The following is a 21,208-nucleotide window of genomic DNA, read 5'->3' on the forward strand; positions in this document are numbered from 1 at the left end:
GCCATGCGCTGCCAGATGGAGGCCCTGATCGCCGAACTCAATCGGCTCAAGCAGGAAGGCGTGACCCATGTCGCCGTCAGCGACGACGCTCTTGAGCATCTCCGAGCGGTGGTGGCATTGCGCTCAGGCGGCCAAAGGGCGCTCGTGGAGGACCGGGCAACCAAGTCCGGACGGGTCAGCCTGCCCGAGAATCATATCCGCACCGAGGACGCCGCGAAGACCCTGGCCGAGATTTTCACGGCGGCGAACGCGAATGCCCGGAATGCGCCGGAGCCGGTGGCGTCGCCGTCGAAGGGAGCAGCCGGCGACAGTGCTCCGGGGAAAATCCCGCTCCCGTCGCCGATCGTCCTGCCGGTGGGGACCAAGCAGCATCGATGGGAGGCGTTGAGGGACCGGGTTCTGAATTGTCCGGAGTGCAACGCTCATGTTCAGCCCGGAAAAAAGGTCGTTTTCGGGATCGGCAATCTGGATGCCGACATTTTTTTCTGTGGTGAAGCGCCCGGAGCGGAGGAGGAGATCAAGGGCGAGCCGTTTGTCGGTCCGGCCGGAGAGGTCCTGACCAAGATCATCAAGGCAATGGGCCTGACTCGTGAGGACGTCTATATCGGCAATATCATGAATTGGCGTCCGGAGATGCCGACGGCGCATGGCAACCGTCCACCGACTCCCGAGGAAACCGCTTTCTGCCTTCCCTACCTGAGGGCCCAGATCGAAGTGGTGAATCCCAAGGTGGTGGTGGCGCTGGGGGCTACCGCGGCCAAGGGATTGCTCGGGGCGGAGCAGTTCTCGACCTTGGGCCGTGCCCGTGGCCAGGTCCACACCTTCGAGAATCGTCCGCTCGTGGTCACCTATCACCCGTCCTATCTGCTGCGGAGCCAGCCGCTCCGGACCCGCCGAATGGTCTGGGAGGACATGCTCCAGGTCATGGAACTGGTCGGCCTTCCCATCTCGGAAAAGCAGCGCGGCTTCTTCCTCTGACTGCACCCGTCAGCGGGCGCCTTTGACCGTGACTTCCTCGACTTCCGTGGTGGGAGCGCCGAGCTGGCGGCCGGTGGCCATGGCGAGGACCGGCAGGTAAGGCTCCAATTCGGGGCGTTCGTCGCCGCTGACAACTTCAACGTTGGCCAGCTCTTTGCGGGAGCCCTTCCCGGGATCGATTTTGCCCTCAACCGCAGAGAGAATCATGTACTTTTCGAAGATGGTGACAGGGCGGACTTCCTCGGAGAACCCGGTGTTGCCGGTGGCTCCGGTGGTGCCGAGTGTGCTCGTGCGTCTCGGGGCTCCGGTGATCGGGTCGATGCCCGCCACTCCTATCCCGATCGGGTTCGGCACCGTCACCACCCGGTATTCGATTCTGGGCGGGCGTATCCCGTAGTCGACGAGGACAATCAGATCGGGCTCTTTGCCGGGGAGCGCAGGGATCAGTCCCTTGCCTTCGAGTTCCTCCCCGATGATCGTGGCGACGCCGCCGAAGAAAGGATCCGTGTCGGCAGGCGACCCCGGCAATGGCCGCACCTCATAGGTGGGGCCCCACCGTTGACCGACCGCGGCCACGCTGTCGATTTCGAGGTCGTAATTGTAGGTGGCGGTTTGGCAGCCACCAAGGCCCAGACAGGTGACCAGTGGCAACGCCCGGACGGCGAAACGGCGAAGGGACGATATGCTTGTGGGTGGGAACATCGTGTTCTTTCTCGGGGAATCATACCGAAGCCGCCCTCCGGGTCAAATCGGTAACACTCATCTTGGAGGAGACGGTTTTCCGCTCCCCGAACGATCGGTTGAGACTCTGTCCGCCCGAGGAAGTCAGGTGCGCGCATCGAGAAGCTGCACGGTGTGCAACACCTCGAGGTCCGTGCCCGACTCAAGGAGGTGGCGGCGCAACTGCATGAGGCAGCCGATATTGCCGGTGACCACGACGTCGGCCCGGGTCCCGGCGAGATGGCGGGCTTTCCGCCGCCCAAGCTCCCCGGCAGTTGCCGGATGTTCGATGTTGTAGCTGCCTGCCGAACCACAGCAGATGTCCGCCTCGGGAATATCCCGCACCTGGAGCCCGGGGATTGACCGGAGCAGGTTGCGCGGCGCCTGCCGCACGCCCTGGGCGTGGGCGAGGTGGCAGGCGTCGTGGTAGGCGACGATCCGGTTCTCACCGACCGGGTCGGGCGGTGGAATGAATCCGACTTCCTCAAGGAATACACAGATGTCACGGGTCCGGGCCGCAAAGGATCTGGCCCTGGACTCTTCGGGATGGCCCTTGAAGAGCAGTCCGTATTCGTGAATGCCCGATCCGCAACCGGCGGCGGTGGTCAGGACGGCATCAAGATCGTCGGGAAAGGCCAGGAGATTGCGGCGGGCGACGGTCCGGGCGGCCTCCCCGGCTCCGGTATGCAGGGCAAGTGCGCCACAGCAGGCTTGACCTCGGGGCACGACCACCTCGATTCCGTTTCGATTCAGAACGCGGATGGCGGAGCGGTTGATGGCGGGTGAGAGGACCTGCTGGGCGCAACCGGCGAGCAGACCCACCCGGGCCCGGCGGGCGCCGAGGGCCGGATAACACTCCAGGAGATCGTCGCGCGGCGGAGGGGGATCCGCAGGGACCATCTCGAGCATGCCGGAGAGGAACCCCGGGAGGATCCCGCGGATCGGTCGGGCCATTCGGCCAAGCGCGATGGAGACGCGGAATCGACTGGGGAAGGGCAGGGTCGAGAGAAGGATGCCGCGGCGGATCCGATCGATCACGCCTCGCCGCCGATCGGGCTCGGACCACGCGCGGTAGGGGGTGACCAACTCGCCGTATTTCACACCGGACGGACAGGCCGTGACACAGGCCAGACAGCCGAGACAATTGTCGATGTGAGGCTCGGCTTTGGAAGGATCCAATCGACCCTCGAGGACTTCCTTCATCAGAAAGATCCGTCCGCGGGGGGAGTCGATCTCCTGGCCCATCGTCAGGTAGGTCGGACAGGTCGGCAGGCAGAATCCACAATGCACGCAGGCCTCGATCGCCCGTGCCATTTCCGGTCCGTTCGGACCTCGCTTCTCGATGGGGATGGAGTGTTGCACGGTGTCGGGTCCGGTTCAGAGGCTGCCCGGAAGACCGGGAAAACGGTCATCCGGGTCGAGGGCGTGGCGTATTCTATCGGCCATGACAGCGCCGGGAAAACCACCGGCCAGATGGGGTGCTCCGTCTCCCCGGAAAACCATGCCGGTGAGTTGGTGCCTGTTCAGGATGGAAATCAGGGAAGAGGCGTTTCCGGGCCAGGCGACCCAGCCGGTGGCTCCGCCGAAGGTGTAAAGCGTGCGTGCGCCGGCCGCCCGGAAATCGCGGTCGATCGCCGGGATGGCGGACGGTGTGAGCGCGAGCTTGACCCGGCAGCCTTCGCCATCCCCAGCCGGCGGCGCGGCCATCCTCCGGTTCAGCAGATCCGGTTCGCCGTTCGAGACCTCGCGGTCGAGAAAGGCTCCCAGCCGGTCGACACGCTCAACCAGAGAATCGGCCTGACCCGCGAGAGTGAGGTGGAGGGTGCCCGGAGGTTCCAGATCAAGTGCGTCGAGAACGAGGTGTGATCGATTCAACCGGATGATCCGGGCCACCGCGTCGTTGAGGTCCGGGCAGTGAACGCGCAGGTGGCGGACAGCGGCGGGAGCGGGAAAGACCTTGAAGGTGATCTCGGTCAGGATACCGAAACGGCCGAGGCTTCCGACCACCAGTTTCGGAAGGTCGAAACCGGCCGAGTTCTTGACCACCCTGGCCCCGCCCCGGATGAGGCTGCCGTTGCCGGTCATCAGCTGAACGGCAAGAATGAAATCGCGCATCTGGCCGTGGCGCTGGCTGCCGGAACCGCTCAGGCCCGTCGCGACGGCACCGCCCAGGGTGGCGCCGTCCGCGGCAAAGGGAGGATCGAAGGGCAGGAACTGGCCGTGTTCCTGCAGGGCCGCCTCGACCTCGCGCAACGGGGTTCCCGAACGGGCGGAGATCGTGTATTCATCAGGCTGATACTCCGTGATCCCGCGGAAGGCCGCGGTCGAGATCGGCACGATGCCGTCCGCCGTCCGACGCCGGGTCCACTTGCTGCCGCCGCCCAGGGCGAGGATCCGGGGGTGGGCGAGCAGCGCGTCGCGCAGTTCCCCGATCGAAGCCGGGGCCGGCGGATCTCCATCGTTCCCTTGCGGCTTATTCACGCGAGAGATGCCCGGATTTCTCAAGGGGGTGGAGCCCCACCTGGGCGAGAGCGGGCGCCACGCCATCGGGGAACATCTTCCCGCGGTTGGAGATGCCCTTCGGGTCGATGGCGCAGTGAAGGGAATGAAAGGCCGCGATGTCGTCGGGACCGAACATCTCAGGCAGATACGCTTTCTTTTCCATGCCGATGCCGTGTTCGCCGGTGATGGATCCGCCGAGCCTGAGACAGAGCCGCAGGATCTGTCCGGCGAGTTCCTCCGCCCGCTCCAGCGCCCCGGCTTCCTTGCCGTCGAAGAGGATGAGCGGATGAAGGTTGCCGTCGCCGGCATGGAAGACATTGGCCACCTTCAGGCCATGAATGGTGCTCAGGCGGTGGATTTCCTTGAGGGCTTCACCCAGTCGGCTGCGTGGAACGACCCCGTCCTGAACGATGAAATCGGGTGATAGGCGTCCGACCGCGGAAAAGGCGCTCTTGCGCCCCTTCCAGATGAGGGCCCGCTGGGCGGCGTCTTTCGCGATCTCAATGGTGGTGGCCCCGGAGTCCCGGATCGACCTCATGATCACTTCGAACTCCGAGGCGACGGCAGTTTCCTCCCCGTCGAGTTCGACAATGAGGACGGCGGCGGCTCCTTCGGGGTAGCGGGCGCCGACCGCGGCCTCGGCGGCATCCAGGGCGAGACGGTCCATGATCTCCATCGCGCCCGGCAGGATTCCGGTGGCAACCACGCGGCTGACCGCGTTTCCGGCGGATTCAAGGTCGGGATAGGCGGCGAGCACCGTCCGGGTCGTCTCGGGCAGCGGAAGGAGCCGGAGGGTGATTTCCAGGGCGATGCCGAAAAGTCCTTCGCTGCCGACATAGAAACCGGCGAGGTCCGGACCGACCGTATCCCAGGATTCACAGCCGAGAGTGACCACCTCGCCGTCGGGCAGGACCGCCTTGATCCGGACGACGTGGCTGCCGGTCATGCCGTACTTGAGACAGTGTGCCCCTCCCGAATTGAATGCGACATTGCCGCCGATCGTGCAGACACTCTGGCTCGAAGGATCCGGCGCGAAATAGAGACCGTACGGACGGGCGGCCTCACTTACCTTGAGATTGATCACGCCCGGTTCCACCACGGCGGTTCGACTGTCGGGATTGATCGAGAGAATCCGGTCGAGCCGGTTGAGGGCGATGACGATGCCGTCCTGAATCGGGAGGGAACCGCCGGACAGACTGGTTCCGCTGCCTCGTGCGACGAAGGGAACGCCATGGGCGTGACAGAGCCGGACTGCGGCGATAACCTCTTCCCGGTTGGCGGGCAGGACGACCGCTTGCGGACGATTCCGGAAGACGGTCAGACCATCGGACTCATAGGGCGCCAGACGGACCTCATCCTGGAAGAGACGGTCGGCCGGGAAGACGGACTCGAGTTCCGCCAGAAAGGCCGTTGCGGGTGGGGTGCTCACGGAATTGGACCACCAGCATTCAGTGAAACGGCCGGGCGTCAATCGGGAGTCGTCGGGGTCACCGAAGAGGACGCAGAGAAGGGGTGAATCTCAGGAAGACGGTGGGAGACTCAGTAAAGGGCAGTTTGTGGCGATGGGCCCCGGCCTTCAGGACGCCGGGTCGGGTGCGTTGCCCCGGGAACTGCGGTCAGGGTATTTCCGTCTTTGCCTTCGCAGCGCATAGGCCGTTCCGGTCAGAGTGAGGAAGACCATGGCCGCGGCGGATAGGGTGACGGCGACCACACCGATGGAGCCGATAAAACGTCCCGAGTGAAGGTCGAGAAGGATGCGATAGACGCTGAGTCCGTCTCCCCGGTAGCTGCGAATGATCCGATCCTCAAGATCGGCCGACAGGGGCGCAGGAACGGTCACCTCGACCGTCACCGATGGGTCAAGGGTGGTCCAGTCGACGAGGTCACGGTCGAATCGGTAACGTCCGGAACTCATCAGGAGAGCGAGACGGGGATCGGCGGGTTCTCCGGTCAAACCGAGCGATCGCAGTTCACCCGGAGGAAGGGAGGCGGAATCGAACCGCTCAACTCTTTCTCCGGTCCGGGTGAAGAGAAACATTTCGCGTGGTCCAGCGGCCACCCAGACCTCGCCCAGGCCGACCGCGCCGCGCAGTTCGCCCAAACCGGCGATTGCCTGATCGTCGAGATAGAGTGAACCGGAAAGTCCGACAGCGACCTGGCCGGCCCCCAGGCTGAAGGCAATCGGATCGTCCTCCGGCTGCATGCCATACCAGCGGTAGAGCCAGTCGGCCTCGATGGGGCGATTGTGCAGATCGAGACGGAGTGAGTGGTTGAGGGCGATCCCGGAAATTGCGACCAGCAGGAAAATCCCGCCGAATGACAAACCGACGCGACGGTGCCAGGCCATGCGGATCCGCCGTGCCGGCCGGCGCTCGGGTCCGTCGCCGGCCTTTGAAGTGGCCGGGTTCATGGAGCCGCCAATCCTTCCTGCATGGTGACCCTGTCATGGAGAACGAGTGCGAGGCGCCCCAGCCGGGTCAGGGCATCGACCGACAGGGTGGCCCCGGCGATGCCGTCGATTTGTTGGGTAAGCCGGCCGCTTTTGTCCAGTGCGGCGCCCCTGAACTGGTTGGTGAAGAAAGGATGCTTTACCTCCCAACCATGGCTCTCGCGGTAGATGAGCACCTTGACCTCTTCGAGCGCTCCGTCACGGACCACCAGTCCCGCGGTGATGGGCTTGACCTTGCCGATCTCTTCCAGAATCCAGGCCGTACGTGTGCCTGCTCCATCAACTGATTCGGCCCTCCAGTAGCGGATACGCAGGGCCGGATAGTCGTGTCCGAGGATATCGTGCACTGCGGATCGGATGTCCCTGCTCAGCCAAAGCAGCGACGGCGTGGGAGGGCCGTTCGGACTTGTGGCGAAGGTCTCGTTGAGGAAGGCTTCGGGTTTCAGATAGACGTCGTCGCCCTCTGTTTGACCGTGGGAACGCAACACGGTGAGGATCAGCAGGACTGCCAGAACGACTTGCCGCATGGAATCGGTTTGGGTCAGAATTGAAAACCCACTCCGAGGTTGAGGGTTTCGTCGCTGGAGGAGGGAAGATCGGCGAATTGGACATCGGCCTTGAACACCACCTGCGGGTGAGGCCAATAGTTCATTCCAACATCGGTGTAGCTTTGCCGGGAGTCGATCGAGTCGCCCGCGCTGTTGTCGACCACGCTGTAGCGGGCAAAGAAACCGAGATCCCCGAGCGTGGTTGTGAACCGGTAGGAAGGTTCGAGGTAATAGCCGACCTGGACATCACGGCCGAGGGCTTCGGCGGTGGCGCCACTGATGTCCCATCGGGCATAGAGGGCCCGCAGACCAAAGCCGTCTCTTCGCCAATCGGCGTGAACCTCGGCCAGCGTGGCGCCGGCGCTCTCGTTGGGAAGCGCCCCTTGTGCGATATCCTGCTGGACCTGCAGGGAGGCGGCCAGTTCGAGGCCGGGGACGCCGGTGTACTTGATCCGGGTGGTGGCCGCACCATCCTCGGCCGTCGCTTTGGCCACCTTCTGACGCCCGGCACGGATATTGGCGGTGGCGGTGTTGAGGCCGGAATGCAGGGCCAGATCCCAACTCAGGCCGTTCTCAAATTGCCGGGTGTAGCCGAGTCCGCCCTCCCACCAGGTAGTCGGGATGATCGAGGTCTCCACCCGGTTGCGCTCCACTCCATAGAAGGTATTGGGTTCATGGATCTCGTTCAGAATGCCGATCGGCAGAAGAAACAATCCGGCCCGGGCCCGGGATTGGTCGCTCAGGTCGAACTCGATGAATGCCTGCTCGAGTTCGACCTCTCCGGGAGCATCATCGCCGGCCAGGGCATGCTCAACTTCAAGCTCGGAGAAGAGGCGGATTTCATCGGAGAACTCGTGGTTGACGAACAGCACGAACCGGTGGAAATCGATCTCATCCCGGTCCCCAGTGTTGTAGTGAAGTTCGCCGTAACCGCCCAGCGAGGTTCGTCGATACCAAGCGTTCTCGCCGGGTCCGATTGAGTCGGCCATGGTTTCCACATAGGTCGAGGTGGCCTCGATCTGCTCCTCGAATAGAGAAGCCTGCCGGTCGGCGGCGGCGCTTCGAGTCTCCGCCTCGTCAAGACGCCGGCTGAGCGTCTCGATCTGTTGTTGCTGCTGCTGGATCAACGCCCACATTTCCTCGGGCGAGGGCAGGGTCCCATTGGCCGGCAGGACGGCTGCTCCGCCGAAGGCGGATACGACAATCGAAAGGGTGAGTCGGGTCAGTCGGTTCATTGGCAAAAAGGTGCGGGTGCGAAATAAGATTGAGACTCATCCTCAATGCAAGGTTTTTTTGAGATTGAATCGCAATCGCATTAAGATTGATTTGCGCCGCCGCGGATTTTCGGGTTTCCAAGCCGCCAGAGCCCGGTAGATTGCCCGGTGGGTGGTCGATCGGACCATTCCAACCCCGGTCACTTCATGCAGGATCTACCCCTTTCAGTCTTGTCCCTTCTGGCATTGTCCCCGATCGCGGTGGTCATGCTGTTGCTGGTCATTCTCCGCTGGCCGGCCAAACATGCCATGCCCGTCGCCTACCTCTTCACCGTGGCCATCGCCATGGTCTTCTGGAAGACGCCGGGGGCCCAGATTGCCGGCGCAACGGTTCACGGAGTCGTCACGGCGGCGAATATCCTCTTCATCGTTTTTGGCGCGATTCTGCTGGTCAACACCTTGAAGGAATCCGGCGGGATTCAGATCATCCGCCAGGGTTTCATCAACATCTCACCGGACCGTCGGGTCCAGGCCATCATCATCGCCTGGATGTTTGGTGCCTTCATCGAAGGCGCCGCGGGATTCGGGACCCCGGCCGCGATCGCGGCGCCACTGTTGGTCGCCGTCGGATTTCCGGCGATGGCGGCGGTCATGGTCTCCCTGATCATCCAGAGCACGCCGGTTTCCTTCGGAGCGGCCGGCACGCCGATTCTCGTCGGAGTCAATACCGGTCTGTCCGGTCAGCCCCAGGTCCTGGCCCTGCTGGAACAGATGGGGATCAGCCATGAAGCCTACCTCCACACCATCGGGGTGTCGGTGGCTCTGATCCACGGCACGATCGGCACCTTCGTCCCCCTCATCATGATCAGCCTGATGACGGCTTTTTTCGGCAAGAACCGCTCGTTCCGGGAAGGGCTGGCTCTCTGGAAGTTCGCCCTCTTCTCCGGTTTTGCCTTCACCGTCCCGTATGTCGCCTTCGCCTGGTTCCTCGGCCCCGAATTCCCGACCCTGCTTGGCTCGCTGATCGGACTGGCCACCGTTATTGTCGCCACCAAGCTGGGACTCTTTCAGCCGGCGAAGCCGTGGGACTTTCCCCCGAAGGAGGAATGGCAGGAGGAATGGACGGGAGAACTCCGGATCGATGATCATGTGGAACACGCGGACCTGACCCGGAGCACCCTGTTCAAGGCGTGGTCGCCCTACCTGGTCGTGGCCGGCCTGCTGGTGCTGACCCGGACGGTCGGGCCGATCAAAGGGCTGGTGACATCGGCCGCCGTCACCCTGGAGTGGACGGATATCTTCGGAAGCGGCATCTCGACGAAGTCCCAGCCGCTTTATCTTCCGGGATTCCTCTTTCTCGTCACCGTGGTCCTCACCTACGCGGTCTTGCGGATGAACCGTGCCCAGATCCGGCGGTCGTGGGCGGCTTCCGCCCACACCCTGATCGGCGCAGCCTCCGCCCTGATTTTTTCGGTGCCGATGGTCCAGGTTTTCATCAATTCGCAGTCGGATTCCCTCAGTCAGATGCCACTGGTTCTGGCGGACGGCGTGTCGGCCCTCTTCGGATCGCTCTGGCCCCTGATCGCTCCGACAATCGGCGCGCTCGGAGCCTTTGTCGCCGGCAGCAACACGATCAGCAATATGATGTTCTCGCTCTTCCAGTTCGGGATGGCGGAAAAAATCGGGGTGACCGCGTCGGTGGTGGTGGCGCTGCAGGCGGTGGGCGGGGCGGCCGGCAACATGATCTGTGTCCACAACGTGGTGGCGGCATCGGCCACGGTCGGTCTTCTCGGACGGGAGGGCAGCATGATCCGCATGACCCTGATCCCGATGGCCTGGTACGTGCTCTTTGCGGGCAGTCTCGGGCTGTTCCTGCTCTACGGTCCCGGACTCAACCTCGGCACCGTTCTGCTGGCGGCGATGGCGGTCTTTCTCCTCTCCCTCGTCATGAAGAGCGCGCGGCAGTGACAGGAGCTCCGTGTAGTCAGGTGTTCACGGGCAGGTCCTTGCGGGTCTCGGTCCCGAGCCAGAGGATGTTTCCGTCGGGATCTTCGAACTTCATCTCGTAGGCCCAGACTTCGTTCCTCGGTTCCTGGTGGACCTTGACGCCGCGCGAGCGGTATTCGTCGAAAAGCGAGTGGTCCCGCAGGCCGATCCAGACCCGGGTGGGGGTGGGCGGGTGAGACTCCTCCCAGAGCATGATGGCATGGCCGTCCCTTGATACGCCGCAGACGATCACGCCGCTCCAGTCGAGGGTGAACCCGAGGGTCCCGGTATAGAAACGGATGCTGCGCTTGAGGTTCGAGACCGGCAGCACGGGAATGGTGTTTTCTATCGTCATGGGGAAACGGTACTAAGGTAGGGGGTGTTCAGGAGGTATCGGGAGTCGTCGTCGCGGCAGTCTCTTGGTGGGAATCCGCATCGATACGCCCCGGGAGGTCGTGGCGACTGCACCAGAGAGTTGCACCAACCAAAAAGTCCGTTCTGAGCTGAAGATTCCGCATGCCTCTTCGCCCGTTCTCTCATGGCTGCAATGGCGCTCCGGGTTCATTCGGTCCCGGCGTCGGGCGTGCCCAGAAGGCGTGCCGACTGTCCGCGCAACCAATCTGGATCAACTTTCTGGATACGGTCATAGGTGAGGAGGCCGTTGATCTCGACCTCGACATCGGTCGTCTGGGTGTAGACGCCGGCGGCGACGCCCTTGCGGCGGAGTGCGCAGAGGATGTCGATCGACCGGGCGTAGCGGTCCTTCCACTCACCGATGGTTTCCGGAAGTCCGCCGTAGCCCCAGTTTTCCCGGGCGGCATCCCAGAGGTGCCCGTCGACCGGCCAACCATGTCCGCCGAACTCGCCGACCACCTTGATGAAGTCCGTGAAGCGCAGATCGTCCAGGGGGAAGTCGGGATCCGGATAGGAATGGTGGTCGGCAATGTCGCCGACCGGCCAGAAATTGCCCCCGGAGGAGATATTGACCGGACGGGACGGGTCGAGGGAGACCGCCAGGGCGCCGACTTCCATGCTCCGGTGCTGTCCCCAGGCTTCATTGAAGGGCACCCAGACGGCGACGCAGGGGTTGTTGCGGAGGTGATCCACCATCCGCCTGTATTCGAGAACCCATTGCGCATGGGCCTCGTCGGGCCAGTTGGCGTCGACCGGATCGGGCTCCATCCGGGTCCAGGGTGGGCTGGAGCCGTCCGGGTTCTGCCTGCCCCCACCGTAGCCGCTGCTGACCTGGTCCTGCCAGACGAGCATGCCGATCCGGTCGCAATGGGTGTAGTAGCGTCTCGGCCTGACCTTGATGTGGGTGCGGATCATGTTGAAGCCGGCGGCCTTGAGAAACTCGATGTCCGAGCGCATGGCCCGGTCGGTCGGCGGCGTAAGAAGACCGTCCGGCCACCAGCCCTGATCGAGCGGTCCCCAGTGAAAGATGGGTTCGCCGTTCAGGGTGAAACGCCAGTGACCCCGGGCATCCTGGTTGCGGCCGAATTCGCGCAGCGCGGCATAGGAGGCCACCGAGTCGACGACTCGGCCCGTCCGGTCGATCAGCTCGATTGTCAGGTCGTAAAGATGAGGTTCGTCGGGTGACCAGAGCCTGGGGGTGGGAATCTGCAGGGTGAGGGTGCCTTCACCGACGGCGGAGGCGACGACTTCGCTGTTCATCGAGGCGGTTGCACGAAGGGTTTCACCGTCCCCGACCGGTCCGGCCAGTCGGGGAGTCACCACGATCCGGCCGGAGGCGATGTCGCACCCGATGGCCAGGTCGGCTACGGACCGTTCGGGCACCGATTCCATCCAGACGGTCTGCCAGATGCCGGTCACTCTTGTGTACCAGATGCCTCCGTTGTGGAGTCTCTGTTTCCCATGGAGCTGATAGGCCCCGGTCGCATCATAGACCCGGACGATCAGTTCATTGGCACCGTCCCGCAGCGCCTCGGTCAGGTCGAAGGAGAACGGGGTATGTCCCCCGCGGTGTGAGCCGATTTCCTGTCCGTTGACCCAGACTGTCGTCTCGTAGTCAACCGCTTCAAAATGAATCAGGGACCGCTTCCCGGGGATCGGGCCGGGCAGGTCGCGTCGGTACCAGAGGGCTTCGGTCGGTTCGATCAGTCGGCCCACACCGGAGAGGGCCGACTCCGGGCAGAAAGGGACGAGTATGGATCCCGCCCATGTCTCGACCCGGGTGGCGTTCCGGGGCGTGACGGCGTAGTCCCAGAGGCCGTTGAGATTGGTCCATTCGGGTCGCTCGAGCAAGGGTCGTGGGTATTCCTGCCAGGTGCTCTCCGGCGTGACGTCACCGGCCCACCGGGTGAGCATGGCACCTTCGATCGGTTTCCAGTCAGCGTGAGCGGCGGGTGATGTGACGGCAGTCATGATGGCGAGAACGGCGAGGGAGGATCCTTTCATGAGATCCACCAGAATCCACCACCTGTCGCAATCCGTAAAGCGACGATTTCCGGAGACGATAACGGCCGAAGGCGAGGCGGGTTCAGGTCCCGCCAGCCAGGCCCGTCCGGCCCGGGACATAGACCACTTTGAATCGCTCGCAGACGACCGGCATGGTCCGGGATTTTTCGCGGCCGAGCCTGGCGCAGACCCGGCCGAAATAGGCCCAATGATCCTCGCGCCACTGTCTGAGAGTTGAGTCGCCTTCTCCTTCGGCCGCCGCAAAGGCTTCGTCCACCTCCTCGAAGGGACGTATCCGGATCCGGGTGGTCTCGATCACGCAGAGGGGTTTCCTCGCCCAATTGGTCACGATGCTGAGGTCGCCAACCAGAGGTGGACGTTTATCCGGGAAATCGTATTCCCAGAGGAGGGATGCAGTCGCCGATTTCTTGCCTTCAAGGACCAGGGCGGCCAGGTGATCGGACGACTCTTCGTTGTCGTCAAAGGCGAAGATCTCAAACGGTCGGGTCTCGATCGGTCTCCCGGATTGCAGCAGAAAGGCGGACCAGAAAGACAGGGCTTCGGGTGGGAGTTCCTTGATCATGTTCGGGTGATCGGAGTCATCTGACGTGACGACGGTTTTGAGATGGGCAAAGCGGAAAAGGTCGATCGGCGGTCTGGGTTTTAATCGACGGCATAGACCGGAAGATGAGAGTAATCGCGGGTATCCGATTCGTCTCCTTCGGTCAAGTCGGCCGGATCTCGCGTCGATCCGCTCGACTGGTTCAATCCACCTTGCGCCTCAACGCTGCTCAAGGTTGAGCAGATGGCGTTTTCTCCAGAGACCGCCGCCGTAACCGGTCAGTTGACCATCATGTCCGACCACCCGGTGGCAGGGGATGATGATGGCGAGGCGATTCTCGCCGACGGCGCGGGCCACCGGGCGGGTGCTGGCGGGGCGCCCGATTGAGGCGGCCAATTGGCTGTAGGAGACCGTCTGACCGTAGGGGATCTCCATGAGTGCCTGCCAGACCTGCTGCTGATGGTCCGAACCGTGAGAGCGAACCGGCGTTCGGAACCGTTTCAGCTTCCCCCCAAAATAGAGTGCGATCTCTCTCTCGAGTTGCCGGATCGGGTCGCTGGTTCCCGGGAAAAAGACCGCCCCGATGCGCTTCTCGAGAATGGAAAACTGGGTTTCCAGCATCCGACGGTCCCAGAACTCGAGCAGGTAGACGGCCTCGTCGTCGGCTGCGGCCACCAGGGGGCCCATAGGGGATGGAAACTGAGCCACCTTCAAGGGGTGCAGGGTGACCGATCGGGTGGGGGTTTGGCCGGTGGAGCGGCGGAAGGCATCGCAGAAACCGCTCAGTGAATCGAAGCCGGTCTCCAGCGCAGCCTCGGTGACCCCTGATCCGTTCTTGAGTCGCGAGAATGCCTGACCCATCCGACGGGATCGCAGGTAGGCGAGAAAGGTCATCCCATGGTGGGCCTGAAACCAGCGGCGGGCTCGGGCGGGTTCCACCCCGGCCTCGCGCAGGTCCTGGCTGGTCCAGCGCTTCATCGGATCGGCATCGATTGCCCGGAGGACCGGACGGAGCCAGTCGGGGGCCTCGCCATTGGCTTCCATCGGACGGCAGCGCAGGCAGGGTCGGTATCCAGCGGCGAGGGCATCGCCGGCCCGTGGGAAAAACTCGACGTTTTCCGGTCTGGGCTTGCGGGCGGAACAGGAGGGCCGGCAGAAGATCCCGGTCGTGCGGATCCCGGCCACGAAGATTCCTTCAAACGAGGAATCCTTCGCGACCAGGGCCTGAAACATGGTCTCCGCGTCGGGCATGAGTTCGGGTTGTCTGATCACTGGGCGCATTCTAGCAGATCTGTGAGGCCGGATGCGACCGATTTTGCGACAGGGAATTCCCGAAACCGGTAGGTTCGAACGGATTCTCAGCGGCATGGACCAAATGTGCTGACGTTCACGAAAGGAACTGCATGATGGTTCCGGATGGCGCTTTGCTTGGAAACCGAAATCAAACGGACTTCGCCGGACCGTGTCGTCTATGCTCCGGGGAGTGCGGATCGGTCATCCGGGGACACGGGCAATGAACACTTCCTCGTCTTTCATGGTCCGTCGGGTGGTTTGATGGCCGTCTGGACCCAGAGCACGTATGAAGGGAGCGGCGACCAGCGGATCGTTTTTGCGACCGGTGCGGATGAGGGAAGGGCTTGGACCCGTCCGCGGATCCTGGCCGGTCCGGGCGAAGGTCAGGGCACGGCCAGCTGGGGGTTCCCCCTGTTATCGCGCTCGGGAAGGATCTTCGTCATCTACAACCGCTATGCCGGGAAACACGATCTTTTCGCGGCGACCTGCGGTGCGATGGCGGCGGTCTACAGCGATGATGAAGGCGCGACCTGGTCGGCCGAGCAACGGATCAAGATGCCGCGGACCTGCTGGGACAGCCGTGACCCGACCATCCCGGCCAACTGGATTGTCTGGCAGAAGCCCCTCCGGTTCTTTGACGGGCCCTGTTTTTCGGGTTTCACCCGCTGGGTCAGCCCCGAGGTGACTCCGCCCCGGCCGATTGATGCCTGGTGGGCCAATGCGGCAGTGGTGGAGTTCATGCGTTTTGAGAATCTCGACGATGATCCTGAACCCCGTGACCTCCGGATCAGTTATCACATGACCGGGGAGAAGGCCCTTCAGGTCGGACTGATCGGCCATCCCGAGGTTCCGGTTCTCCAGGAGCCGGCCATTGTTCCGCTGCCGGATGGGCGGCTCTTCTGTGTCATGCGAACCACGGTCGGGCATCCCTTTTTTTCGATATCCACGGACCGTGGCGATACCTGGACACGGCCCGAACCGCTTCGCCAGACCGACGGTTCGCTTCCCTTGCTCCACCCCTGCAGCCCCTGTCCGATCTATGAGGTCGCCCCGGGGGAGTATGTTTTCCTCTACCACAACCACGACGGGCATTTCGGGGGATGGGGGCCGCTCGATGCCAACAGCCATCGACGCCCGATCTACCTGATGCGCGGACTCTTCCGACCGGGCGCGGTTCAGCCGATCTGGTTCTCCGAACCGCAGTTTTTCATGGACAACGGCGGCGTGCCGATACTGCGGCCCGATCTCGCGATGTACAGCAGCCTGACGGCCACCCGGGACGGGGTCATGCTCTGGTATCCCGACCGCAAATTCTTCCTCCTCGGTCGCGAAATCCGTCACGATTACCTCGCGACGCTCCCTGTCCCGACCATGGAAAATCTCATCCGGGCGCGGTGAGCGGGCGCCGGATCTCCCCCCATCAATCCTGACAAATGCCATGAATGAAAAAAACCTCGCCTCCCTTATCCGGGATTTTGCCTTCTGCGTTCTTTCCGTCAGCGATATGGCGCGAAGCCGTGCCTTCTACACCGGAGTCCTCGGATTGAAGGAGACTGCGAACTGGAGCGACCGCTGGGTGGAATACGACATCGGCCACGGTACTCTCGCGGTGACCGTTGAGAGCACCGAAATGCCGGTCGGAGGAAGCGGCGTCATGGTGGCTCTCGAGATGGCCGATCTCCAGGAGGCTCAAGCCATTCTGAAAACAAAAGGCGTGGCGCCGATCGGTGATCCCTGGGACAGCCCGGCTTGTCTGGGTCTGCTCCTCCGTGACCCGGACGGCTACTCCATCCTCCTGCACCAGATCAAGCCTGCCCGGCCGGCGAATTGATTCCGGCATGTCCGATTCGACCATGAAATCCTGGATCACCAGCTCCCTTCAACGGATCTTTCCGTCCACCCCGCCAGGCCGGTCCGCATCCGCGCTCGGCGATGTCGCCCTGAACGAACGATTCAGTTTTCAATCGGGCGTTCGCCACGAAGGTTCGTCACCCCTTCAGGTCCGGGTCGAGGCCAGGGGTCCCCGGGGCTGGCAGGTGCGGGTGCGGCGGGTCGGCTACGTACCCCTGCGTCATCTGAATACGGATACACCGGAAACCGATCTCGATTCGGGCGGAACCGTCCCGGGCTACGTGCCCGATCCGCTCTTTGACGAGTGTGAAATGCTCCTGCCTTCGAGGGAAACCCATGCCTTCTGGTTCAGCGTCCTGCCCGGACGGGGAGCGACCGCCGGCGATCACTCGATCACGGTCACGGTGACGGCCGGGGGAGACCGGCCGCGGGAACACCAGGTCCGTTTCCGGGCTCATCCGGTCCGGATCCGTGCCCGTCGCGGGTTCCGGGTCACCTTCTGGTTTTATCTGGATGCCCTGATCGACTGGTACCGCACCGGTCTCTTCGACGATCGATTCTGGACCATTCTTCCGGCTTACCTGCGCAATCTTGCAGAACACGGGCAGGACACCCTCTATGTGCCGGTGTTTACGCCGCCGCTCGACGGGATCAAGCGGCCGACGCAATTGCTCAAGGTCCGGCGCAGGCCGGACGGGGGTCATGCCTTCGATTGGTCGGACGTGCGACGCTACCTCAAGGTGGCCCGAGAGTGCGGGATCAAGCACTTCGAGTGGTGTCATCTCTTCACCCAATGGGGCGCGAAGCAGGCGATTCGGGTTTATGAGGGCCAGGGCGCGGACGAGCGCCTGCTCTGGCCGGCGGGGACGGCGGCCACCTCCGCCGTCTACCGCAGATTCCTGGCCGACTATCTGCCGTCCCTTCACCGGTTCCTGCGACGGGAGGCCGTGCTCGATCATTCTTTTTTTCATGTCTCCGACGAGCCCCATGGCGAGCAGATCACCGACTACCGGAAAGCCCGCGAACTGCTCAGGGACCTCGCGCCCTGGATGCCGGTCGTGGATGCCCTTTCAGACATCGAATTCGGCCGCTCGGGCCTGACCGACCTGCCGATCCCGAGTATTCAGTCGGCCCTGGCTTTCCACCAGGAAGGCATCCGAAGTTGGTGCTACTACTGCTGTGGTCCCCGGGGGCGCTACCTGAATCACCTGATGGACACGCCGCTGGCGAAGATCGGGATGCATGGGTTTGTCTTCTATCGCTGGCCCTTTGAGGGATTCCTGCATTGGGGCGCCAACTATTGGTACCGGCAGTGGAGCCGTGAGTTGATCGACCCGTTTGCCAAACAGGACGCCGGGGCCTGGCCGGGGTGGGCCTTCGGGGATCCCTTCGTCATTTATCCGGGATCGGACGGGCCGATCGACTCGATCCGGTGGGAAGTCTTCGGTGAAAGTCTGCAGAACCATGCCCTGCTGCAGACCCTAGGGGTGGATCGGGATGACCCCATCCTTCGCCCGATCAAGTCGTTTGAGGATTTTCCGAAATCCGAAGTGTGGATACGCCGGACGAAACGCCGGCTGTTCCAACGCGAGACGCGGGATTGAGCACCGGAGAGGCTTCGCGTCTCACCGGCCGCTGCGAAAGAGTGCTTCCGCGAAGAAAAAGAGCCCGGCCATTTCGGGCCGGGCTCCGGTGGAGACGTTCTTGAGCCGTGGGGGCGCCGTCCGGGTCAACCGCGCATCTTGCCGCCGTAGACCGCCGTGCTGCCCAGCTCCTCCTCGATGCGGAGAAGCTGGTTGTACTTGGCCACGCGGTCGGTCCGGCAGAGGGAACCGGTCTTGATCTGGCCGGCGTTGGTGGCCACGGCGATGTCCGAGATCGTGGTGTCCTCGGTCTCGCCCGAGCGGTGGGAGATGACCGCGGTGTAGTTGGCCTCCTTGGCCATCTCGACCGCGTCGAGGGTCTCGGTCAGGGTGCCGATCTGGTTGACCTTGACGAGGATCGAATTGGCGGTGCCGGTATCGATGCCCTTCTTGAGGAAGCTGGTATTGGTCACGAAAAGATCGTCACCGACCAATTGGGTCGTGCTGCCGATCGCGTCGGTCAGGAGTTTCCAGCCGGCCCAGTCGTTCTCGCCGCAGCCGTCCTCAATCGAGATGATCGGGTACTTCTTCTGGAGGTCGCGGTAGAAATCGACCATCTGCGCGGCGGTGCGCTTGGAACCGTCCGATTTCTTGAAGACATAGGTCTTCGATTTGGCGTCGTAGAATTCGGAGGAGGCCACGTCGAGAGCGAGGGCGATCTCGTTGCCGATCTTGTAGCCGGCATCCTTGATCGCCTTGGCGATGACCTCGAGTGCGTCCGCGTTGGAGTCGAGCTTGGGCGCAAAACCGCCTTCGTCTCCGATCGAAGTAGAAAGACCGCGTCCCTTCAGGACGGCCTTGAGGGCGTGGAAAACCTCCGCACCCATGCGGAGCGCCTCGCGGAAGGACGAGGCGCCGATCGGCATGATCATGAACTCCTGGATGTCGATCGGGGCGTCCGAGTGGGAGCCGCCGTTCATGATGTTCATCATGGGAACCGGCAGGACCTTGGCGTTGGGGCCGCCGAGGTACTTGTAAAGCGGTTGACCGCAGGCCTGGGCGGCCGCATGCGCGGTGGCGAGCGAGACCCCCAACATGGCGTTGGCGCCGAGATTCTTCTTGGTCGAGCTGCCGTCCAGCTTGATCATGGTCTGGTCGATCAGGACCTGGTCGACCGCGTCGAGGCCTTCAATTTCCGGGAAGATCAGGTTGTGGACGTTTTCCACCGCCTTGAGGACCCCCTTCCCGAGGTAACGCTTCTTCCAGTTGGACCCCTTGGGCAGGGCGCTGGCGGGAAGGGTGCCGTCGCGGAGCTCGAGGGCTTCGTGTTCTCCGGTGCTGGCGCCCGACGGAACGGCCGCGCGGCCGACGATGCCGGAGGCGAGTTCGACGTCGACTTCGACGGTCGGGTTTCCCCGGGAGTCGAGGATCTCTCTTGCTTTGATGTCTACGATATAGGTGCTCATTGGAAAAGGGCCGACTCTAGCGGCGGATCGGTCGGAATGGACAGTCAAAACTTGACGAATCCCGCGCGGATCTTGGCGGGGCGGCGAGGAGACCGGCGAGGCGAAGAAATACGGTGCCGTGGATTTGTAACGTAATGCGTTACAAATCCACGGTCAGCCGGGGCGTCCCGACCGGATGGCGTGGGATCGAACGTTACCATCTTGCGAAAACTGGCCGGGGAGGCGGATTTTCGGTCAGAGTCCCTGGGAGAACATGAAGATTTCGGGCCAGTCAAAAGCGGGTTGGGCCCGGGTGGAGATCACGCCTCCGCTGGGCCTGCCGATGGGGGGGCGGGGTGCGCAGATTGCGTTGGGCAGGGAGGTGCGGGATCCGCTCGAAGCGGGTGTGCTCCTGCTGGAAGACGGTCGCGGGGTGCGCCAGCTCTGGGTATCCCTCGATCTGGTCGGACTGGGGTTCCGCTCGAGTGTCGAACTGAGGCGCAACCTGTCCATGTTGACGGGTGTCGCACCCGATGCCGTCGTCCTGAATTTCGCCCATGTGCACAGCGGTCCGATGGCCAATGCGGAGAAGTACGCCGCGAAGCTGGAGAAGCCTCCGGGCCTGCAGGCCTATGAGGAGGTCCTGATCGAAAGGGTATCGGGTGCTGCCGTGCAGGCGGAGCGGAATCTCTCCCGGGTGTCTGTATCCGTCCATCGGGGGCGCTCAACCATCGGGGTGAATCGTAGGAATCGGGATGATACGGGAAAGATGGATATGCGTCCGAGTGCGCACGGCTGCTGCAACCCGGACCTGTGGGTCATGGACCTGCAGTCGGAATCCGGCCGCGCGATCATCTACAGTTGCGGTTGTCATCCGGTGCTCGTTTACGGATTTGCCTGGAACAGTCTTTCGGCCGATTTCGTGGGTGTCAGTCGACGCCGTCTGGCCACGGAATTCGGGCAAACCACTCATTGTCAGTTTATGCAAGGTCTGGCGGGCAATGTCCGGCCCCGGATTGTCGCCGATTTTGAGGCCAACGTTTTCCGAAAGCCGACCTCCGCGGATGTCGAACAGACCGGTGAGGATCTGGCGAACGATGTCCTTGAGGCGCTTGCGGCTTCGGGAGATCCGATTGACCTGGAACTGGCCTCTGGTTCCAGCCGGGTGCTCCTGAGGCAGGATCCTGCCGGGATGCCGGATCGGGAACATTGGCGCGATTTGAGCCGCTCCGACGACGAATTGCGCCGGAATCTCGGGCGGTATTGGGGGGAGCGGCTTGACAGCGGTCTGCCCCCGGTTCGGGGGGTCGTCTTTGAGGTGGGTTTGCTGCGCCTGGCGAAGGGTCACGGGATCGCCTGGTTGGGGGGTGAGCCGGTTGCGGAGTGGCTGGCCGTGCTCCGTCGTGCGCTCAAGGACGAAGACCTCACGGTGTGGGGCTATTGTCAGGACGTGCCCTGCTATCTGCCGACCGACAGCCTGCTGCCGGAGGGCGGATACGAAGTGGTGACGTCTCGCTGGTACAACAAGGATGGTCCGGCCCCGTTCCTATCGGGGATCGATCAGGTATTCGTGGAGGAACTCCAATCCCTAAGTTGTCGGATTTGAGCGATAGCGCTATTCCGGCTTTGCCGCATTGCCGATCTTTCCGGAGTTCCCCA

The 21,208-nt window shown here is 63.1% G+C and carries 18 protein-coding genes; 6 read left to right on the forward strand and 12 right to left on the reverse strand.

Going from position 1 to position 21,208, the window contains the following annotated elements:
- Positions 1–3 precede the first annotated feature (3 nt).
- A complete protein-coding gene (locus tag R3F07_17995; protein MEZ5278279.1) occupies positions 4–978 on the forward strand; it encodes a uracil-DNA glycosylase in 975 nt (324 codons plus the stop codon).
- Between the two features lie 9 nt (positions 979–987).
- On the opposite strand, the gene R3F07_18000 is transcribed toward R3F07_17995, so the two are convergent.
- The 7 genes from R3F07_18000 to R3F07_18030 form a co-directional block, all read right to left on the reverse strand.
- The gene (locus R3F07_18000; protein ID MEZ5278280.1) at positions 988–1,680 is read right to left on the reverse strand and encodes a hypothetical protein; all 693 of its coding nucleotides are present in this window, start codon (positions 1,678–1,680) and stop codon (positions 988–990) included.
- A gap of 123 nt (positions 1,681–1,803) precedes the next feature.
- Positions 1,804–3,060 carry a heterodisulfide reductase-related iron-sulfur binding cluster gene (locus R3F07_18005; GenBank protein ID MEZ5278281.1) on the reverse strand — a complete coding sequence of 419 codons (1,257 nt, stop codon included), beginning with the start codon at positions 3,058–3,060 and terminating at the stop codon, positions 1,804–1,806.
- A 15-nt stretch (positions 3,061–3,075) separates the two neighbouring features.
- A complete protein-coding gene (locus R3F07_18010; GenBank protein ID MEZ5278282.1) occupies positions 3,076–4,179 on the reverse strand; it encodes an FAD-binding protein in 1,104 nt (367 codons plus the stop codon).
- A complete protein-coding gene (locus R3F07_18015; GenBank protein ID MEZ5278283.1) occupies positions 4,172–5,629 on the reverse strand; it encodes an FAD-linked oxidase C-terminal domain-containing protein in 1,458 nt (485 codons plus the stop codon). Before R3F07_18015 ends, R3F07_18010 begins: the two co-directional genes overlap by 8 nt.
- Before the next feature lie 147 nt (positions 5,630–5,776).
- Positions 5,777–6,610: a PepSY domain-containing protein gene (locus tag R3F07_18020; protein ID MEZ5278284.1), complete on the reverse strand. Its 834-nt coding sequence runs from the start codon at positions 6,608–6,610 to the stop codon at positions 5,777–5,779.
- Complete coding sequence (locus R3F07_18025; protein MEZ5278285.1) at positions 6,607–7,176, reverse strand: FMN-binding protein; 570 nt, start codon at positions 7,174–7,176, stop codon at positions 6,607–6,609. Before R3F07_18025 ends, R3F07_18020 begins: the two co-directional genes overlap by 4 nt.
- A gap of 14 nt (positions 7,177–7,190) precedes the next feature.
- Entirely contained in the window at positions 7,191–8,432 is a 1,242-nt protein-coding gene (locus R3F07_18030) for a hypothetical protein (protein MEZ5278286.1), read from the reverse strand.
- 186 nt (positions 8,433–8,618) lie between these two features.
- Between R3F07_18030 and R3F07_18035 the strand changes: the two genes are divergently transcribed.
- Complete coding sequence (locus R3F07_18035; protein ID MEZ5278287.1) at positions 8,619–10,379, forward strand: L-lactate permease; 1,761 nt, start codon at positions 8,619–8,621, stop codon at positions 10,377–10,379.
- Positions 10,380–10,395: 16 nt separating this feature from the next.
- Here the strand turns inward: R3F07_18035 and R3F07_18040 are convergent, their stop codons facing one another.
- The 4 genes from R3F07_18040 to R3F07_18055 form a co-directional block, all read right to left on the reverse strand.
- On the reverse strand, positions 10,396–10,752 hold the full coding sequence (locus R3F07_18040) for a VOC family protein (GenBank protein ID MEZ5278288.1): 357 nt from the start codon (positions 10,750–10,752) through the stop codon (positions 10,396–10,398).
- A gap of 206 nt (positions 10,753–10,958) precedes the next feature.
- Positions 10,959–12,815 (reverse strand): glycoside hydrolase family 2 TIM barrel-domain containing protein, encoded by a 1,857-nt coding sequence (locus tag R3F07_18045; GenBank protein ID MEZ5278289.1) that lies wholly within the window; start codon positions 12,813–12,815, stop codon positions 10,959–10,961.
- A gap of 82 nt (positions 12,816–12,897) precedes the next feature.
- Complete coding sequence (locus tag R3F07_18050) at positions 12,898–13,398, reverse strand: ASCH domain-containing protein (protein ID MEZ5278290.1); 501 nt, start codon at positions 13,396–13,398, stop codon at positions 12,898–12,900.
- A 198-nt stretch (positions 13,399–13,596) separates the two neighbouring features.
- Positions 13,597–14,628, reverse strand: a complete 1,032-nt coding sequence (locus R3F07_18055) for a trifunctional transcriptional activator/DNA repair protein Ada/methylated-DNA--[protein]-cysteine S-methyltransferase (protein MEZ5278291.1) — start codon at positions 14,626–14,628, stop codon at positions 13,597–13,599.
- A 165-nt stretch (positions 14,629–14,793) separates the two neighbouring features.
- Here R3F07_18055 and R3F07_18060 point away from each other — a divergent pair, with 165 nt between their 5' ends.
- Genes R3F07_18060 through R3F07_18070 form a run of 3 tightly spaced genes read left to right on the forward strand, consistent with a single transcriptional unit; the run spans position 14,794 to position 18,125 of the window.
- Complete coding sequence (locus R3F07_18060; protein MEZ5278292.1) at positions 14,794–16,068, forward strand: sialidase family protein; 1,275 nt, start codon at positions 14,794–14,796, stop codon at positions 16,066–16,068.
- A gap of 40 nt (positions 16,069–16,108) precedes the next feature.
- Entirely contained in the window at positions 16,109–16,501 is a 393-nt protein-coding gene (locus tag R3F07_18065) for a VOC family protein (GenBank protein MEZ5278293.1), read from the forward strand.
- Positions 16,502–16,523: 22 nt separating this feature from the next.
- Positions 16,524–18,125, forward strand: a complete 1,602-nt coding sequence (locus R3F07_18070) for a DUF4091 domain-containing protein (GenBank protein ID MEZ5278294.1) — start codon at positions 16,524–16,526, stop codon at positions 18,123–18,125.
- A gap of 125 nt (positions 18,126–18,250) precedes the next feature.
- Here R3F07_18070 and eno read toward each other — a convergent pair whose 3' ends face one another.
- Positions 18,251–19,570, reverse strand: a complete 1,320-nt coding sequence (eno, locus tag R3F07_18075) for a phosphopyruvate hydratase (GenBank protein MEZ5278295.1) — start codon at positions 19,568–19,570, stop codon at positions 18,251–18,253.
- Positions 19,571–19,823: 253 nt separating this feature from the next.
- Here eno and R3F07_18080 point away from each other — a divergent pair, with 253 nt between their 5' ends.
- A complete protein-coding gene (locus R3F07_18080; protein MEZ5278296.1) occupies positions 19,824–21,155 on the forward strand; it encodes a hypothetical protein in 1,332 nt (443 codons plus the stop codon).
- Positions 21,156–21,208 lie beyond the last annotated feature (53 nt).

The sequence above is a fragment of the Opitutaceae bacterium genome (genome assembly GCA_041395105.1).
Classification (GTDB): Bacteria; Verrucomicrobiota; Verrucomicrobiia; order Opitutales; family Opitutaceae; genus B12-G4.

Coding starts and splice junctions, on each gene's coding strand:
- R3F07_17995 (MEZ5278279.1), top strand. CDS start 4: ATGCGCTGCCAGATGGAGGCCCTGATCGCCGAACTCAATCGGCTCAAG.
- R3F07_18000 (MEZ5278280.1), bottom strand. CDS start 1,680: ATGTTCCCACCCACAAGCATATCGTCCCTTCGCCGTTTCGCCGTCCGG.
- R3F07_18020 (MEZ5278284.1), bottom strand. CDS start 6,610: ATGAACCCGGCCACTTCAAAGGCCGGCGACGGACCCGAGCGCCGGCCG.
- R3F07_18025 (MEZ5278285.1), bottom strand. CDS start 7,176: ATGCGGCAAGTCGTTCTGGCAGTCCTGCTGATCCTCACCGTGTTGCGT.
- R3F07_18030 (MEZ5278286.1), bottom strand. CDS start 8,432: ATGAACCGACTGACCCGACTCACCCTTTCGATTGTCGTATCCGCCTTC.
- R3F07_18035 (MEZ5278287.1), top strand. CDS start 8,619: ATGCAGGATCTACCCCTTTCAGTCTTGTCCCTTCTGGCATTGTCCCCG.
- R3F07_18040 (MEZ5278288.1), bottom strand. CDS start 10,752: ATGACGATAGAAAACACCATTCCCGTGCTGCCGGTCTCGAACCTCAAG.
- R3F07_18045 (MEZ5278289.1), bottom strand. CDS start 12,815: ATGAAAGGATCCTCCCTCGCCGTTCTCGCCATCATGACTGCCGTCACA.
- R3F07_18050 (MEZ5278290.1), bottom strand. CDS start 13,398: ATGATCAAGGAACTCCCACCCGAAGCCCTGTCTTTCTGGTCCGCCTTT.
- R3F07_18055 (MEZ5278291.1), bottom strand. CDS start 14,628: ATGCCCGACGCGGAGACCATGTTTCAGGCCCTGGTCGCGAAGGATTCC.
- R3F07_18060 (MEZ5278292.1), top strand. CDS start 14,794: ATGGCGCTTTGCTTGGAAACCGAAATCAAACGGACTTCGCCGGACCGT.
- R3F07_18065 (MEZ5278293.1), top strand. CDS start 16,109: ATGAATGAAAAAAACCTCGCCTCCCTTATCCGGGATTTTGCCTTCTGC.
- R3F07_18070 (MEZ5278294.1), top strand. CDS start 16,524: ATGAAATCCTGGATCACCAGCTCCCTTCAACGGATCTTTCCGTCCACC.
- eno (MEZ5278295.1), bottom strand. CDS start 19,570: ATGAGCACCTATATCGTAGACATCAAAGCAAGAGAGATCCTCGACTCC.
- R3F07_18080 (MEZ5278296.1), top strand. CDS start 19,824: ATGAAGATTTCGGGCCAGTCAAAAGCGGGTTGGGCCCGGGTGGAGATC.